Genomic DNA, 14144 nt, shown 5'->3' with positions numbered 1-14144 from the left:
GGTTGGAGTCATCCCTAGATGCATACCCTGAATCATCATATCGCCGGTGACGCTGTCGGCGGCGAGCGTACCCTCGAGGTAGTCAACCCGGCGACCGCCGCGCCGGTACGCCACCTCGCGATGGCCGATGCCGCTACCGTGCAGCGCGCCATCGACGCCGCTCGCGAGGCCCAGCCCGCCTGGCGCGACATGCCGCCGGCCAAGCGCGCCCAGGTGATGTACCGCTTCAAGACCCTGCTCGAGCGAGACGCCGACGAGATCTGCGCGCTGATCAGCGAGGAACACGGCAAGGTGCTGGAAGACGCTATGGGCGAGCTCAAGCGCGGCATCGAGAACGTCGAATATGCCTGCGGCGTGCCGGAGCTCCTGAAGGGCGAGTATTCCCACAACGCCGGGCCGGGCATCGATACCTGGTCCAACCATCAGCCGCTGGGTGTCGTCGCCGGTATCACGCCGTTCAACTTCCCGGCCATGGTGCCGCTGTGGATGTATCCCATGGCGCTGGCCTGCGGTAACGCCTTCATCTTGAAGCCCTCCGAACAGACGCCCTCGGCCGCCGTGAAGATGGCCGAATTGCTCGACGAAGCCGGGCTGCCCAAGGGGCTGTTCAGCGTGATTCATGGCGACCGCGAGGCCGTCGATGCGCTGATCGAGGCGCCCGAGGTGAGGGCGCTTTCCTTCGTTGGCTCCACCCCCGTGGCGCGCAAGATCTACGAGGGCGGCACCCAGCAGGGCAAGCGCGTGCAGGCGCTCGGCGGCGCTAAGAACCACGCCGTGGTACTCCCGGACGCCGACCTCGATAACGCCGCCAGTACCCTGATCGGCGCTGCGTTCGGCAGTGCCGGCGAGCGCTGCATGGCGATCTCCGTCGCCGTGTGCGTGGGTGACGCCACCGCCGATGCCCTGGTCGAGCGATTGGCCAGCCAGGCCCGCGAACTCAAGATCGGCCCCGGCACCGAGAAGGGCCTCGATATGGGCGCGCTGATCAACGCCGGGCAGCGCGACAAGGTTGCCGGCTACATCGAGCAGGGCGCTACCGCCGGCGCCGAGCTAGTGGTCGACGGCCGCGAGCATCCGCTGGTGGAAGGCTCGCCCGGCTACTTCCTCGGCGCCACGCTGTTCGACCGCGTCACGCCGGAGATGAGCATCTACCGCGACGAGATCTTCGGCCCGGTGCTGTGCGTGGTGCGCGTCGAGACCTTCGAGGACGCCATCGCCCTGATCAACGCTCACCAGTACGGCAACGGCACCTGCGTGTTCACCCGTGACGGTGAAGCCGGGCGGCGCTTTGCCGACGCCATCGAAGTCGGCATGGTCGGCATCAACGTCCCGCTACCGGTCCCAGTCGCCTTCCACAGCTTCGGCGGCTGGAAGGACTCGCTGTTCGGCGACCTGCATGCCTACGGCCCCGACGCCGTGCGTTTCTACACCCGCCGCAAGGCCATCTCCCAACGCTGGCCGAAGCGCAGCGACCAGGAAACCGCCCAGTTCAGCTTCCCCTCCTAAGCCACCCGCACGGCTGAACCCCACGCCCGCGCCGCTCACACCGGCGCGGGCGTTTTTGTGTCTACGCCTTTCGTGTAGCGACATTTTAATCGACGTTAAATTACGCTAGGTTAAGTATTGTTTGGTGCTGCCGATACAACCTAATGAACCGGGTGGTGGAGCGTTCAGTACTTCGCTTGGCGGTAGCGTGGGCGAAGCGGTAGTGAAGTGTGTGAGGGAAGGCTGATATCGACTCAAAGCTGACGTGCCAGCAAACGCAGCAGGCACTCAAATTCTGCATGACGCGCCGACTTCTTCTTAGGACCTTTTAAATTAAAAGCTTAAGAGCGAAAAGGTTGGCTCGATAAGATTGTTGAACGCGACTGATCGTTTAGGTCGGAAAACGAACGAGCAGGCAATTTAATGCATTTTGTTTTAATCAGTATAATTAAATACTATAAGGGAGGTGACGCTCATGCTGTATGCGACTGAGTTCAGTGAAATTTCTCAAAGTGTAAATAACAATGATAATCTTAAAAGCAGAGTCCTTGAGTTAATTAAAGATGAGCCGATTCCGGGTAAAGTAACTGAGGGAGAGGTCAGGCTTGAAAATCTAAAAGATATTCTAACAAGATATTTCAACGGTACAATCGGTATCCCTCAAGCAATTACTGATGTGGAATGTAGGTTGCCTAGACATGGCAGTCCATACAAAAATAATAACAGAGTGTTCCCTCAAGGATGGTCTGAAAGACTTGTCAGAACAAGCATTAGCCGTTTCTATAATCAAGCAGTACTAACTGAAATTGTTGAATCTGGTGGCGCTGAGTGCTTTATCGGCCATAGCTCTTCTGAAAGTGCGGGCTCCAATTGTTCACAGTTGTTGGCAGGTAGCAGGCAAAGTGCTTCTGACATGTTGGATCGCTTAACAAATGCGTACCGAGATGGTAACTGGAGTAAAGAAGTTAAAATCCCCAGTCATCCACATTGTACGCATACAGTGCAACCAGTCTAAAATCTAAAAAAGTGAAATCAGGTAACGTCCACGGCGCCCATGGTTGGGACGTTAGAACTTACAAGAAGGAGATCACATGAGCATTAAAGAAACAATCGCATCAGCTGGTCGGAATCTACATACGGTCATCATCACTGCGCGTGAAGATGACGGCAGTATTGAGACACGTGAAGCGGAACCATATAGTTATCGTATTACCGCAGGGACTGAAAAGTTTTTCTGCTACGACATAGGCAAGGGCGGTACCAGGAATTTCCACGTACACAAGGTAATTTCGGTGGAAGAGACGCAGAAGCCATTCACACCACGATGGGACGTTGAGGTGTAGGTTCTAACAATGCGCATCAATACGTGGTGGACTTCCCCCGGTTTAGTGGACACGCATCGATAACTCCCACGGAGGAGAAAACCGATGCCCGCAATAATTGCTGGGATAGCCGAATCAAATCTTAGTATTACTACTCTTGAGCGAGATAGTGGAATAATTGCTATCTCTGATGAGACTTATGAGGCACGCTGGGCGAATGAGGGTGCTAGAGAAAGCGTCATGGGCATGAAAAATCAGGTCATGCAAAGAGTGGTTAACTTTAATATTTTGGCTACAAAAGATGGCTCAAAAACAACGCGTATTCAGTTAATAGTAACTTCAAAATGCAATTTCTTTCTGGCAATGGGTCTCAAATGTTTCCGTGCCAGTATCGATGGCAACAAGCTTATTCAAATGGCACTTTGGAGAAGTTGATTCTTGATGGTGTCGCTCGTCGGGTACAATAAATTATTAGGCAGAAGGGCTGCTCGCTATTTTTAAAAATATTCTTGACTTGTGTGTTAGGCATCATCATAAAGATGGCTGAAAAAAGATTAGGATGGAAGCCTCCGCCTTACGAGAATTGAGTAGTGCCTCTAACGGTCATACCTGAATTCAAATGTTATATAAGAAAGCTCTCGTAGCGGAGAAGACAGGCGCCGCTTTGCCGACGCCATCGAAGTCGGTATGTTCGGCATCAACGTTCCACTGCCGCTGCCGGTCGCCTTCCACAGCCTCGGCGGCTGGAAGGACTCGCTGTTTGGCGACCTGCACGCCTATGGCCCCGACGCCGTGCGCTTCTACACCCGCCGCAAGGCGATCTCCCAACGCTGGCCGAAGCGCAGCGACCAGGAAACCGCCCAGTTCAGCTTCCCCTCCTAAGCCACACGCACCGCTGAACCCCACGCCCGTGCCGCTCACACACCGGCGTGGGCGTTTTTGTGTGTACGCCTTTCGTGTAGCGGTATGTTAATCGACGTTAAATTACGCTAGGTTAAGTATTGTTTGATGTTGCCGATACAACCTAATGAACCGGGTGGTGAAGCGTTCAGTGCTTTGCTTGGCGGTAGCGTGGGTGAAGAGGTAACGAGGCAGGGTTGGTGTCGGTTCCAGGGTGACCGAGCCGGCAAAGGCAGCAGGCACGCGAATTCTGCATAACGCGCCGAGTTGTTCTTTGTTTTATTTAAAATCAATGAGTTAAAAAATAAAGGTCGGGCTAGATAAGATTATTGAACGCGCCTGCTCGTTCAAGAGGGAAAACGAGCGCGCTGTCTAATACCTGTTAGAGTTGGAGTTGACGATTTGATCGTTTTGAGGAGGTTGTTTAAGTGGCAACAGAGGAACCAATGATTACTTTTAAGAGAGAATACACTCCCTCCGTGGAGGAAAAGCATAGGATTAGAGATGGCCTTCTGGCTGTTATCGATAGCAAGCAAGAGGCTGGTTCCCAGAAAGAGCAAAGAATTCAATCGTATTTTGAGGCAAATACGGAGCTTTTCTCTGTTCACAACACGTACAAAAATTTTTTTCACCAGAACATGGTCCTTAGTAAGTGCCCAATTGGTAGCTTGAAGACGGACTATGCTTACCTATCTAAGAAATCGGATGGATGGAGGGTTGTTTTTGGTGAGTTTGAGCTTCCCGAAGATAAGTTCTTTAAAGTTGGAAGCCTAGATTATACGGCAAAGTTTAATCATGCACTTCAGCAGATGCAGCAGTGGCAGATATATGTCAAAGAAAATAAAGGTGAGATTCTGCGATTTTTCGAGCTTCTGTATCAGCCAATCAATATGCGGGACAATCCAACTGAATTTGCATTTGAGCTGATTTATGGGCGCTCAGAAGATAAAAACAAAACAAGGGAGAGGAAATTAAATATAGCAGCTACGGCAAAGAGTATGAATATTGATATCATGTCGTATGATACTGCTATAAATAACATGATGGAAAGGCAGTCGCTTAATAGGAAGAACGTTATTTCATACAATGGGTCTGTTATTAGGTATAAGCGATTAAATGTATTTCCCGAGTGGGACTTCTCCGTTTACAATAGTGAGCAAATAAACTTGACTTCGGAGCAGAGATCTTTTTTGATTCAAAGTGGCGTTGATATTGAAAGTTGGGAGCAGGGCTCTACTCTCTCTCAGGGTGGTCGTAAAACTAGGCCGTTGGCCGATCTTCTGGGCAGGTTTTCGGCGTAATGTAACGGACTCAGTCAATGGCACGGATAATAGTCCAGCTCTTCTCTAACGAGTACGTGAACCCGACAAATACCTCCACGCCCTTCGGGTGCTGAACTGCACCCCGAAAGTTGGACACCCAATCTAATCTTCGGGGTGTTTCTATGAAGAACCAGTACAGCGACCAGTTTAAGCTGTAAGTGGTGCAGCACTACCTGAATGGAGATGTCGGCCTAGGGTTTGTACGAAAAGTCCGTTCTGTTAATTTTGCCCATGTTGCAGCCGCATAGGTGCGTTATGACAGGACGCTACGAGCTTTCCGAGCACAGCTGGTCGCTGATCAAGGACATCGTTTCACCGCATCAGCCGATGGGCCGGCCAAGGCGGGATGACCGTCAGATATTGAACGGCATCTTCTGGGTGCTGTGCTCTGGGGCCAAATGGCGTGACATGCCAGAACGCTATGGCCCTTGGAGCACGGTGTATGCCCGATTTCGTCAGTGGCGTGACGACGGCACTTTCGAGGCCGTGCTGGCCCGTCTCCAGCTCAAGCTTCGCGAAGATGGCTTGATGGACCTGGATACCTGGATGATCGACTCCACCGCCGTTCGTGCGACGCGGGCTGCCTCGGGAGGCGGTAAAAAAGGGGCTCGAACGAACCGATAGGCCATGCCCTGGGCCAAAGTCGCGGCGGTTTGACCACCAAGATCCATCTTGTTTGCGACCGACATGGGTGGCCACTCACTTTCACCTTGTCACCGGGTCAAGACGCCGACACGCATCATTTTATGGCCACGATGGAAACCATCCATCTGCCAGGACGCGTGGGCCGGCCCCGCAAGCGTTGTCGCTATATCGTGGCAGACAAAGGCTACGATAGTGATGCGCTACGTCACTACTGCGACCGGCACCGGATGAAGCCGGTCATTGCGCAGCGCAAGATGCTTCGAAAACCGCGCCCTGGACTGCCTCGGGGATTCGACAAACCCTGATACCGGGAGCGCAATGCCGTCAAACGTAGCTTTAGCTGGCTCAAGGAACTCCGGCGAATCGCCACACGCTACGAGAAGTTGGTCCGTAGCTTTCGCGCCATGGTATGCCTAGCTTGCATAAATCGCTGTCTGCGCGCCGACTTTTCGTACAAAACCTAGGTTGGGGGCAACTAGGTCCGGAAGAGTGCGTCATCATGGTCCACACCATGGCCCGAACGTGTCACTACAGGACCCTCAGCACGCGGCCTGACGCCGTCAGACCGCACGTCGATCAATACAATATCCTATAGAAGCTTGTATAGCCGCCTGAGAGGCGGCTTAGTCCAACAGGCATTTATTCGCCATGCTGCGCACGGCGAATAAATGCTTAACAGTTAGCACTACAGAGAGAGGGTGTGGATGTTAAATAAGGAACAGATACTCGAACTCCTCAATGGCTTGCATGAACATAAGATGGCCAAAGACATCTTTGTGCCAGTATTGAAGAAGATGGGATGCAAGGGGGTGAAGTTCACGGGAGGGCCAGACGAAGTTGGCATCGATATCGAATACTATGAGCTGACTCAGCCAGAAAATCTTAAAAGTTATGTTGGGGTTCAGTTCAAAAAAGGAAGCTTGGTCTACAGTAGTGGTGGCTCTAAGAACTCCGTAAAGGAGGTTAAGAATCAAGCTGAAGAAGCTTTTGATAAGGAAATTCATGATATTAAGGATCATGCCACTTATTTCATTTCACGTTTTGTAGTCGCTACGACCGGTGACATCAACGAAAAGGCAAGAGCGTTTATTGGCAAGGCTAGACAAAAGGGAAATGACCGAAGAATTGACTACTGGACGGGTGATCGCCTCGCCGAATACATCCAAGACTATTGGTTGAATGAATTTTCCGAATACTTTGGCGTTTCGGATGAAGGCGAAGAGGAGGCTTCCCATGAAGAGTCGGTAATTGATGTTGAGTACATCGAAGAAAACTACTCTGATCTCGTAGAAAAGTGTCAGAAAATGAGGGCTACAGTTAATTCCGTTGAATGGAATATTATTCGTGAAGTCCTAGACATTATGATTAAAAACGGTGGATGTTCGGTGCCGCTGGCTGATCTATTAATGGAGCTTGGAAAAACGGAGGAATACCACAGTGAGGAATTTCGTCATCTAAGTGATTTAGGCTACATGGACTTTGATGAATCCGGGCTTTCCCTTGACGGTCATGCTCACAGGCTTTGGAAGTTGTATGATTCTATAGTCGATGAATTGGTTGATGCCGAAGAAGACCCTGAAAGAGCAATCGATATCTTCGTGGAGTTAATAGATTAAGTGCTAACAAGTAGCTCCACCGGACAAAATACTCGCTACGCTCGCACTTTCCCGGTGAGCTAGGCGTTATGCAAGCTGAGATGAGCATGGATTCTACACCGAATTATTCAGGAAAGCCGACACTATACTTAGATCAAAACATACTCGATCTTTTCGTTAAAAATAGCGTGGGTAGTTTTGGGCGAGAGCTTATGGACAAGTTTCAGATTGTTTATTCTGACGAAACTCTCAAAGAGATAAGACGATCTGCTGGCTATGAAAACGACTTTCTTAATGTTCTAAAAGACCTTGATTCATATCATTTAAAAATCGTTGTTGAGCAGCCTGGCTTCATTGTAACTGACAAAGCGACTATCACTAGCAGGGACGTATTTGAAGCATTCGAAGAACACTGTAGCAATGATAATGAATATGGAAGCATTGAAAATTCAATGCACCAGTGGCTGTTCAAGTTTTCGGGCGGAAGATCGGGTGATAGCATTTCCGATATTCATGAGGAACAGTTGGCTGCTTTTGCACAGCTTATGGGCGGTATGCTCGAAAACTCTGATGAACTTCCTGTTGAAATGAGGGCGCAGATTAGAGAGTATTCCGAACTAATGATGGAGCAATATAAATCTACGCTTCATGAGCTTGAAAATACGATGTCAAAAGACATTCCTGATACGAAGGAGTGGAATGGAATAAAGTCCTACAGAGAGTCAGTGGGTATAGGCCCAAAGGAATTAAATAACATAGAGTCACCGAATGTTATCGAAAAAATATGGGATGCTTTCAAAGTTAAGCTTCCAAAAAACGATCACATCAACAGCTTAGAAGACTTTTTCCAGATCCGCATAAACCCTATTTACCCTGACAGACCTTACCATCTACACCAGAAGGTAAACGGTATGTATAACATGCTTAATACTCTTGGCTACTTCCCCGACTCCAAAGTACATAAGGAAAGACGATTTGTTGCCGCTATGAGTGATAATAGTCACGCATCAATGGCCTCATTCTGTAACTTATTATTATCAAGAGATGAGAACTTTGTAAAAAAGGTTCGGGCGGTTTATGAGTATCTTAGAGTGCAAACAGAAGTAAGGCTGGTTACGGTCAGTAATGCATAACAAAGCGCTGCTGCCGGACAAATTTTCCGCTGCGCTCCAAATTTGCCGCAGAGCGCGGCGTTGGGTGGCAAAATGAAGGAGGAACTATGTCCTTAAATGTTGCAAACTACGAGTTTGATGGGCCTTATGGCTCTACCGATGAGCTTCAGGATAAGTCTGGCGTTTACGTGATTGTTTGTTCGTCAGGCGATCAATTCCAGCCGGTTGATTGTGGTGAGTCGGCTACCGTTAAATCGCGAGTTGCGGATCATGATCGAGCCGATTGTTGGAAACGGAATTGTAGCGGCACGTTGATGGTCACGGTTTACTACATACCGCATCTCCAGTCCGCTGGACGAGTACAGATTGAACAAGAGATCAGGAATCAGTATAACTTCCCCTGTGGCGACCGGTAAGTTTGCCATCTAACAAGGCCATCCAGGCGATGCTCCTGACGTCGCACGGCTGATGGCTGGCGTTATGTGTAAAAGAGAGGAATCGTCCAATCTATGTCGTTGGTTAAAATCGGTGTTATCACACTTTTTCTAGCAATCCCTGTGACCTATTTTTCCTGGGCATTGTTTAAGTTAAAGCAGTCTTCTCCGAAAATTAGGCAGGCTTGGCTAACAATAGGGTCGTTCAATCAATACCTCATTAAGATGGGGTTCGTGCTTCTGATACCGGTCCCATACTTGAAAGGATTGCCGGAGAGAGATGTGTATGCTGTAGCTTTCATTACTGAGCTTCTGCCAGCTGTGGCAACCGGTTTTTTTGTCGGTGGTTTGATTGCTTATTCCAAGGCTATGCATGAAATCAACGAAAAAGGCACATAACCAGGTGCATCAATACGCGGCCTTCGGCCGCCGGACGCCACTGTCGTGGCGCCGCTGTGCCCAGCGTTGAGGCTATAGGAAAACTCCGCTGACACCTTGGTTTTGGTAGGATCGGGTAAACAGATGAGGAGTGGTCGGCATGCTTCGCTTCAAGCCCTACAACCATGATCAGAACGCCATGGTGGTGATCAACTATCAGGACCAACTGCAGCCTGGCACCTTTGAGCACGCCGTGCATTACCTGATTGAGCACAAGCTGGCCTGTCGATCTTTTATTTTAAGTACCGCCTTTAATCGGCGTCAAGGGGCTTGAGTTGGTGAGCGACGATATAACGAAAAACGATCAGGTTTGATGGTTGGTAAAATTAAGGCGAGATGCAGTAGAGGTAACTCGTAGTTGGGATTTCTACGGGTTCGTTAAGAGTCTAGAGGAGTTTTTTATGCATAAGAGTAGATTGCAGGCACTTGTAATAGATTGTGAGGCTGATCAGTTAGACGGTGATGCGGCATTCTGGGGTGCGGCACTGGGCTGCAAGGTCTTCAGCTACAATGCGGAGCCGGAGGACGAAAACTATCGGGGACTCGAGGTCGACCCGTCACAACCGTTAATGCTCGTTCAGAAGGTGAGTCACCCCAGTCGTGTCCATCTCGATATAGAAACCGATGACATTGACGCAGAGGTGGCGCGGTTAGAGCGATTAGGCGCGAAGAAGGTAGGGCAAGTACGTGATTTTTCTATACTGGAAGCACCTAGCGGCCATCGTTTCTGTGTCGTTCCAGTGCAGCGCCCTGATTTCGATGAAAAGGCTAATATTTGGTAAAAGTAGATGGCCTGATGGAAACGGTCTTTCTGCTGCGTTTCCCTGCCAATGCCGAACAGCTGAATAAGTCAGTTGAGCAATACAAGGCTGGAAAAGTGCCGAGCCTGAGTTGATCGATGGGGTGGGGATAGTCGCTTTCTCTGCTGGATAAAAGAGTCAAATTCTGTCGCTATCAATATTGAGGAGGGTTGAGTCCTCCACGGTGCCATCACCTTTTAGGTAGGCGGCGTCGTTGCGGCGCCGGTCCGTTTTTGATCCATCTCGCTTTCAGGGAGGCCTTCATGCCTTTTGCACCGCCCAGCATGCAAGTCGAAAGCACCGCCTTCACGCCGAATGGGGCGATTCCGAAGCGTCATTCGGCGGAAGGTGATGATGTATCCCCGGCCCTGAGCTGGAAGGATGCGTCGGCGAAGGCCAAGGGCTTCGTGGTGATCTGCCACGATCCGGATATGCAGCCGGTGAAGGATGGCTGCTACGGTTACATGCATTTGTCGACGCCGTCGCTATAAGCCGCAAAGGGAATCAAAGTCGCGAACTCTTGGACTGCATGAGAACGGCTACGGCAATCAGTAAAAATCCGACCACAAGCCCGACATCCAGCCTCTCCGACAACAGCAACACGGAGCTTAATAGGCCAACCACCGGTATTCCGAGAAAGCTGATTGTACTAGAAATTGCGGGCATGGTTCGGGCAATATGCAACATACCCCAAAAGACGAAGGTCGTGGAAACGATACCGACGTAGGTTGTCACCAACAGGCTTCGAATATCTAGACCTTGCAGCAAAGAGACGTCACTGAAAGCGATTGTCAGTGATGACAGTCCGAGGGTCGCAACCAAGAGTTGCCATGGTAGAAGCTGTAATGTCGACCACCCGGAAGGGTAGCGTCGCAGAAGTGCTATTTGGAAGGCCCAAACAACGGCCGCAAGCAACAGTAGGCCGTTACCAACTAGGGCTTGTGTATTAGATAAAACATGAGTGGACGGGAGAAAAAGAAACGCCAAACCGGCAAGCCCGAAAACTAGACTTGCAATGACGGAACGATCAAGTTTTTCATCCAGCCATACAACTGCCAGAGGTATCATCCAAATCGGACTGGTATAAGCCAGCAGTGCTGCGCGTCCGGCCGGAACCATGGTGACGCCGATTGTGATCAACCAGAGGAATGCCCCCATTTGCAGACAGGCCACCGAAATGATTGAAAACCAGACCTCGCGTCCGGGGATACGAAACTGACGAGTCATTATTACCAATACGAAAGCACTGATAGTGGCAAAGACGAGACGCCATATCAAAAACACTTGAGGGGAGGTGTTTTCAAGGGCTATTTTCATGAGTGGCCACGATAGTCCACCTCCGATGATAACTCCTGCGAAGATGAAACCAGTCCCACGACCAATCAAGCGATAAAATGAGCTCGCTAGCAGTTTACGATGATTCATCATTTATTCCTTTCTGGTCCTTTAGTTACTCTATCAGGCTCGAAATGATCGCTGCGGAGCGGTGGGCAAGTGAATCCCGCGTTCAGGTCGCTCGAATCCAGTTTTTACGATCACGGCATCAGCTTTAACTGAGATATGTATATTGCTATCATCGTATTAATTATATCTAATTATATACTCTCGTTGGAGCATATGGAAATCAGGCTTTTTGATACGCGGAGATAAGTGATAATGATGCGACTCGAATTCCGGCATCTTGAGACGGCCTATTGGATCTATAGGCTTGGTTCTTACGGTGCAGCTGCGGAAAGGCTCAATACGACACAACCCAATATTTCCATGCGTATCGCCGACATGGAGGAACGTATTGGCAGCGTTGTGTTCCAGCGCGGAAAGCGACCGGTTACTCTTACTGCTGCTGGTCGCGAACTGATCGGATACGCAGAGCGTATTCTCGCCTTGCGCGACGAACTGTCATTGTTTTTCGAGGGTGGTGAAGAGGCCACCGGCCGAATTCGAGTAGGATGTACTGAGACTATAGCGCTCTGGTGGCTCGCTGATTTTACGTTAGATGTGCAACGCGCCATGCCGAATATTGAGCTTGATATTGATGTCGATATTACAGAGAAGACTTGGGATAAGTTGTGCAACGGCACAATAGATCTGGCTTTGGTCCCCGATGATCAACTTCAAGAACGGGTTATTAAGCACAGCCTTGGCCATGCGTCTATTGCCTGGATGGGATCTTCCGAATTGGTGCAACGAATGTCGACATTGGAAACCATGAATTTAATTCGGCGGTCGATCCTGAGCCTTTCACCCGGATCGCGTTTGTATGCCGACCAATTTCGCTGGCTTGATATGCAGAACATTCGTCCAGACCGCCTAACCTACTGCAATACGATGAGTGTCACGGCGAGGTTGGCATGTGAAGGCGCCGGTGTTGCATTGCTACCTCCGGATCTGTTTTCTGGCGACAGTCAGTTACAGGCATTGGAAGTTTCGCCAGCATTTGCTTCTCTGCCTTTCGTCGCTACCTATCTATCTCCTGCTTTCTCTCCATCGGTCGAGCGGATAGCCAAGCTGGCAGTGGCTAATAGCGGATTTCATCTGGGCGAGTCGCAGGCGTAATGCCTTGGCAACCAGTCACGCGGAGGGTTGAATCCTCCACTGTCGCCATCACCTTCTAGGTAGTCGGCGTCGTTACGGCGCCGGTCCGTTTATTGATTCATCTCGCTTTCAGGGAGGCCTCCATGCCTTTTGCACCGTCCAGCATGCACGTCGAAAGCCCCGCCTTTACGCCGAATGGCGCGATTCCCACGCGGCATTCGGCGGAGGGTGATGATGTCTCGCCGGCCTTGAGCTGGAAGGATGCGCCGGAGGGGACCAAAGGCTTTGCGGTGATCTGCCACGATCCGGATGCGCCGTTGGTCAAGGATGGCAGCTATGGTTACGTCCATTGGCTGCTTTACAACCTGCCGGCGGATGTCACGTCGCTGGAAGAGAGCACGAGGGTGGGCTCCGCCGGTCTAAACGATGGCGGCGCCGTCGGTTACGGTGGCCCCATGCCGCCGCAGGGCCACGGGCCGCATCAGTATTATTTCTGGGTGCTGGCGCTGGATACCCTCACCGAGTTGCCTGAGGGGCTGACGCAGCCGGAGCTTCTCAACGAGCTGGAGCCGCATATTCTCGGCATGAGCCGGTTGGTGGGGACGTATCGCCGCGACTAAGCAGCTCTCGACAGATTGAAAATTGCTGCACTCTGAACTCGGCGCCTTCCCTTGGGAGGCGCCGAGTGTCGTTTGGGGCCTGGTTCAGCGGTAGCCTTCCATCAATTCGCGCACCAGCGGCGTGTCGGCGTTGCGGTGGGTGGGCAGTTCGAAGCGGGCGCGGGCGATGTCATTGCGTGACAGGGTCGCGTCGATCAGCGTCTCGCGATCGTCGGCCACGGCTAGGGTGTCGCCTTGTGGGCCGAGAATGCGCGAGCCGCCCCAGAAGTGGCTGTCGTCTTCGGGGCCGAAGCGGTTGGCCATGATCACGGGCGTGCCGTAGGTCATGGCGTAGAACTGCAGGTTGAGGGGCCAGTTGCGCTCGTTGGAGAAGTCGTCGCTGACGATGCCCGAGGCCGAGTTGATCGGCGCGCACAGCACCGTGGGCCGGTCCAGCAGGGCGGCGTGTACCAGCCCGGGGTTCCACAGGTCGGCGCAGATCAGCGAGGTCGCCGACCAGCCGGGGCGCACCGCGAGGTGCGTCAGCTTGTTGCCATGCGTGAACAGCTTGCCTTCTTCCAGGCCGCCGTAGGTGGGCAGGTTGAGCTTGCGGTGCACGGCCTGGAGCTTGCCGTGCTGGAGAATCGCCAGGGCGTTGTAGTACTCGCCGGGGCTCGCTTCCTCGACGAAACCGACCACCACTTGCATCTCACCGGCTTCTTGGGCGAGGTCGGCCAGGCGCGGGTCATGGGCGGGGCAGGCCACGTCGATCACCCGGTTGCCTAGGCCGTAGCCGCTCAGCGAAAGCTCGGGAAAGGCCAGCAGCTCGAGCCCGCGTTGGTGGGCCTCGGCGATCCGTTCGCGGTGGCGCTCAAGGTTGGCGTCGACATCGCCGAGGGTGGCGTTGATCTGCGCGGCGCCGACGCGAAGGTGATCCTGGTAGTGCATGGTGGCGTC

At 51.8% G+C, this 14144-nt stretch carries 14 protein-coding genes and 3 pseudogenes; 15 read left to right on the top strand and 2 right to left on the bottom strand.

The window, feature by feature from the left end:
• Nucleotides 1-18: 18 nt before the first annotated feature.
• From L1073_RS14600 to L1073_RS14540, 13 genes and pseudogenes are all read left to right on the top strand, one after another.
• Nucleotides 19-1506, top strand: coding sequence for a CoA-acylating methylmalonate-semialdehyde dehydrogenase (locus L1073_RS14600; RefSeq protein ID WP_246900410.1), 1488 nt, complete (start codon nt 19-21; stop codon nt 1504-1506).
• A gap of 454 nt (nt 1507-1960) precedes the next feature.
• Nucleotides 1961-2500, top strand: coding sequence for a hypothetical protein (locus L1073_RS14595; RefSeq protein ID WP_246900409.1), 540 nt, complete (start codon nt 1961-1963; stop codon nt 2498-2500).
• Between the two features lie 76 nt (nt 2501-2576).
• The gene (locus L1073_RS14590) at nt 2577-2828 is read left to right on the top strand and encodes a WYL domain-containing protein (RefSeq protein WP_246900408.1); all 252 of its coding nucleotides are present in this window, start codon (nt 2577-2579) and stop codon (nt 2826-2828) included.
• An 84-nt stretch (nt 2829-2912) separates the two neighbouring features.
• Nucleotides 2913-3242, top strand: a complete 330-nt coding sequence (locus L1073_RS14585) for a hypothetical protein (RefSeq protein ID WP_246900406.1) — start codon at nt 2913-2915, stop codon at nt 3240-3242.
• A gap of 201 nt (nt 3243-3443) precedes the next feature.
• Nucleotides 3444-3689: pseudogene (locus tag L1073_RS14580) on the top strand (aldehyde dehydrogenase family protein); the annotation flags it as partial.
• Between the two features lie 446 nt (nt 3690-4135).
• The gene (locus tag L1073_RS14575; RefSeq protein ID WP_246900405.1) at nt 4136-5008 is read left to right on the top strand and encodes a Shedu anti-phage system protein SduA domain-containing protein; all 873 of its coding nucleotides are present in this window, start codon (nt 4136-4138) and stop codon (nt 5006-5008) included.
• Nucleotides 5009-5284: 276 nt separating this feature from the next.
• Nucleotides 5285-6138 (top strand): annotated as a pseudogene (locus L1073_RS14570) (IS5 family transposase).
• A gap of 294 nt (nt 6139-6432) precedes the next feature.
• Nucleotides 6433-7290, top strand: coding sequence for a hypothetical protein (locus tag L1073_RS14565; protein ID WP_246900404.1), 858 nt, complete (start codon nt 6433-6435; stop codon nt 7288-7290).
• A gap of 86 nt (nt 7291-7376) precedes the next feature.
• Nucleotides 7377-8402, top strand: coding sequence for a hypothetical protein (locus L1073_RS14560; RefSeq protein ID WP_246900402.1), 1026 nt, complete (start codon nt 7377-7379; stop codon nt 8400-8402).
• A gap of 488 nt (nt 8403-8890) precedes the next feature.
• Nucleotides 8891-9214: a hypothetical protein gene (locus L1073_RS14555; RefSeq protein WP_246900401.1), complete on the top strand. Its 324-nt coding sequence runs from the start codon at nt 8891-8893 to the stop codon at nt 9212-9214.
• A gap of 139 nt (nt 9215-9353) precedes the next feature.
• Nucleotides 9354-9473: pseudogene (locus tag L1073_RS14550) on the top strand (transposase); the annotation flags it as partial.
• A gap of 181 nt (nt 9474-9654) precedes the next feature.
• Nucleotides 9655-10035 (top strand): VOC family protein, encoded by a 381-nt coding sequence (locus L1073_RS14545; protein ID WP_246900398.1) that lies wholly within the window; start codon nt 9655-9657, stop codon nt 10033-10035.
• Between the two features lie 281 nt (nt 10036-10316).
• The gene (locus L1073_RS14540; protein ID WP_246900397.1) at nt 10317-10544 is read left to right on the top strand and encodes a YbhB/YbcL family Raf kinase inhibitor-like protein; all 228 of its coding nucleotides are present in this window, start codon (nt 10317-10319) and stop codon (nt 10542-10544) included.
• A gap of 13 nt (nt 10545-10557) precedes the next feature.
• On the opposite strand, the gene L1073_RS14535 is transcribed toward L1073_RS14540, so the two are convergent.
• Nucleotides 10558-11478 carry a DMT family transporter gene (locus L1073_RS14535; RefSeq protein WP_246900395.1) on the bottom strand — a complete coding sequence of 307 codons (921 nt, stop codon included), beginning with the start codon at nt 11476-11478 and terminating at the stop codon, nt 10558-10560.
• A gap of 231 nt (nt 11479-11709) precedes the next feature.
• On the opposite strand from L1073_RS14535, the gene L1073_RS14530 reads away from it, so the two are divergent.
• Nucleotides 11710-12609, top strand: a complete 900-nt coding sequence (locus L1073_RS14530; RefSeq protein WP_246900394.1) for a LysR family transcriptional regulator — start codon at nt 11710-11712, stop codon at nt 12607-12609.
• A 122-nt stretch (nt 12610-12731) separates the two neighbouring features.
• Complete coding sequence (locus L1073_RS14525; protein ID WP_246900393.1) at nt 12732-13208, top strand: YbhB/YbcL family Raf kinase inhibitor-like protein; 477 nt, start codon at nt 12732-12734, stop codon at nt 13206-13208.
• Between the two features lie 84 nt (nt 13209-13292).
• Here L1073_RS14525 and L1073_RS14520 read toward each other — a convergent pair whose 3' ends face one another.
• A complete protein-coding gene (locus L1073_RS14520; protein WP_246900391.1) occupies nt 13293-14135 on the bottom strand; it encodes a nitrilase-related carbon-nitrogen hydrolase in 843 nt (280 codons plus the stop codon).
• Nucleotides 14136-14144 lie beyond the last annotated feature (9 nt).

It is taken from the genome of Chromohalobacter nigrandesensis (genome assembly GCF_023061285.1).
Lineage (GTDB): Bacteria > Pseudomonadota > Gammaproteobacteria > Pseudomonadales > Halomonadaceae > Chromohalobacter > Chromohalobacter nigrandesensis.
Note: the sequence above shows the minus strand (reverse complement) of the source record. Positions and strands in the feature narration are given on the sequence as shown.

Bases quoted from the DNA above. Each gene is read 5' to 3' on its own strand.
- L1073_RS14555 (WP_246900401.1), top strand. From the start codon at position 8,891: ATGTCGTTGGTTAAAATCGGTGTTATCACACTTTTTCTAGCAATCCCT.
- L1073_RS14540 (WP_246900397.1), top strand. From the start codon at position 10,317: ATGCCTTTTGCACCGCCCAGCATGCAAGTCGAAAGCACCGCCTTCACG.
- L1073_RS14535 (WP_246900395.1), bottom strand. From the start codon at position 11,478: ATGAATCATCGTAAACTGCTAGCGAGCTCATTTTATCGCTTGATTGGT.
- L1073_RS14530 (WP_246900394.1), top strand. From the start codon at position 11,710: ATGATGCGACTCGAATTCCGGCATCTTGAGACGGCCTATTGGATCTAT.
- L1073_RS14590 (WP_246900408.1), top strand. From the start codon at position 2,577: ATGAGCATTAAAGAAACAATCGCATCAGCTGGTCGGAATCTACATACG.
- L1073_RS14585 (WP_246900406.1), top strand. From the start codon at position 2,913: ATGCCCGCAATAATTGCTGGGATAGCCGAATCAAATCTTAGTATTACT.
- L1073_RS14565 (WP_246900404.1), top strand. From the start codon at position 6,433: ATGGCCAAAGACATCTTTGTGCCAGTATTGAAGAAGATGGGATGCAAG.
- L1073_RS14520 (WP_246900391.1), bottom strand. From the start codon at position 14,135: ATGCACTACCAGGATCACCTTCGCGTCGGCGCCGCGCAGATCAACGCC.
- L1073_RS14545 (WP_246900398.1), top strand. From the start codon at position 9,655: ATGCATAAGAGTAGATTGCAGGCACTTGTAATAGATTGTGAGGCTGAT.
- L1073_RS14560 (WP_246900402.1), top strand. From the start codon at position 7,377: ATGGATTCTACACCGAATTATTCAGGAAAGCCGACACTATACTTAGAT.
- L1073_RS14525 (WP_246900393.1), top strand. From the start codon at position 12,732: ATGCCTTTTGCACCGTCCAGCATGCACGTCGAAAGCCCCGCCTTTACG.
- L1073_RS14595 (WP_246900409.1), top strand. From the start codon at position 1,961: ATGCTGTATGCGACTGAGTTCAGTGAAATTTCTCAAAGTGTAAATAAC.
- L1073_RS14600 (WP_246900410.1), top strand. From the start codon at position 19: ATGCATACCCTGAATCATCATATCGCCGGTGACGCTGTCGGCGGCGAG.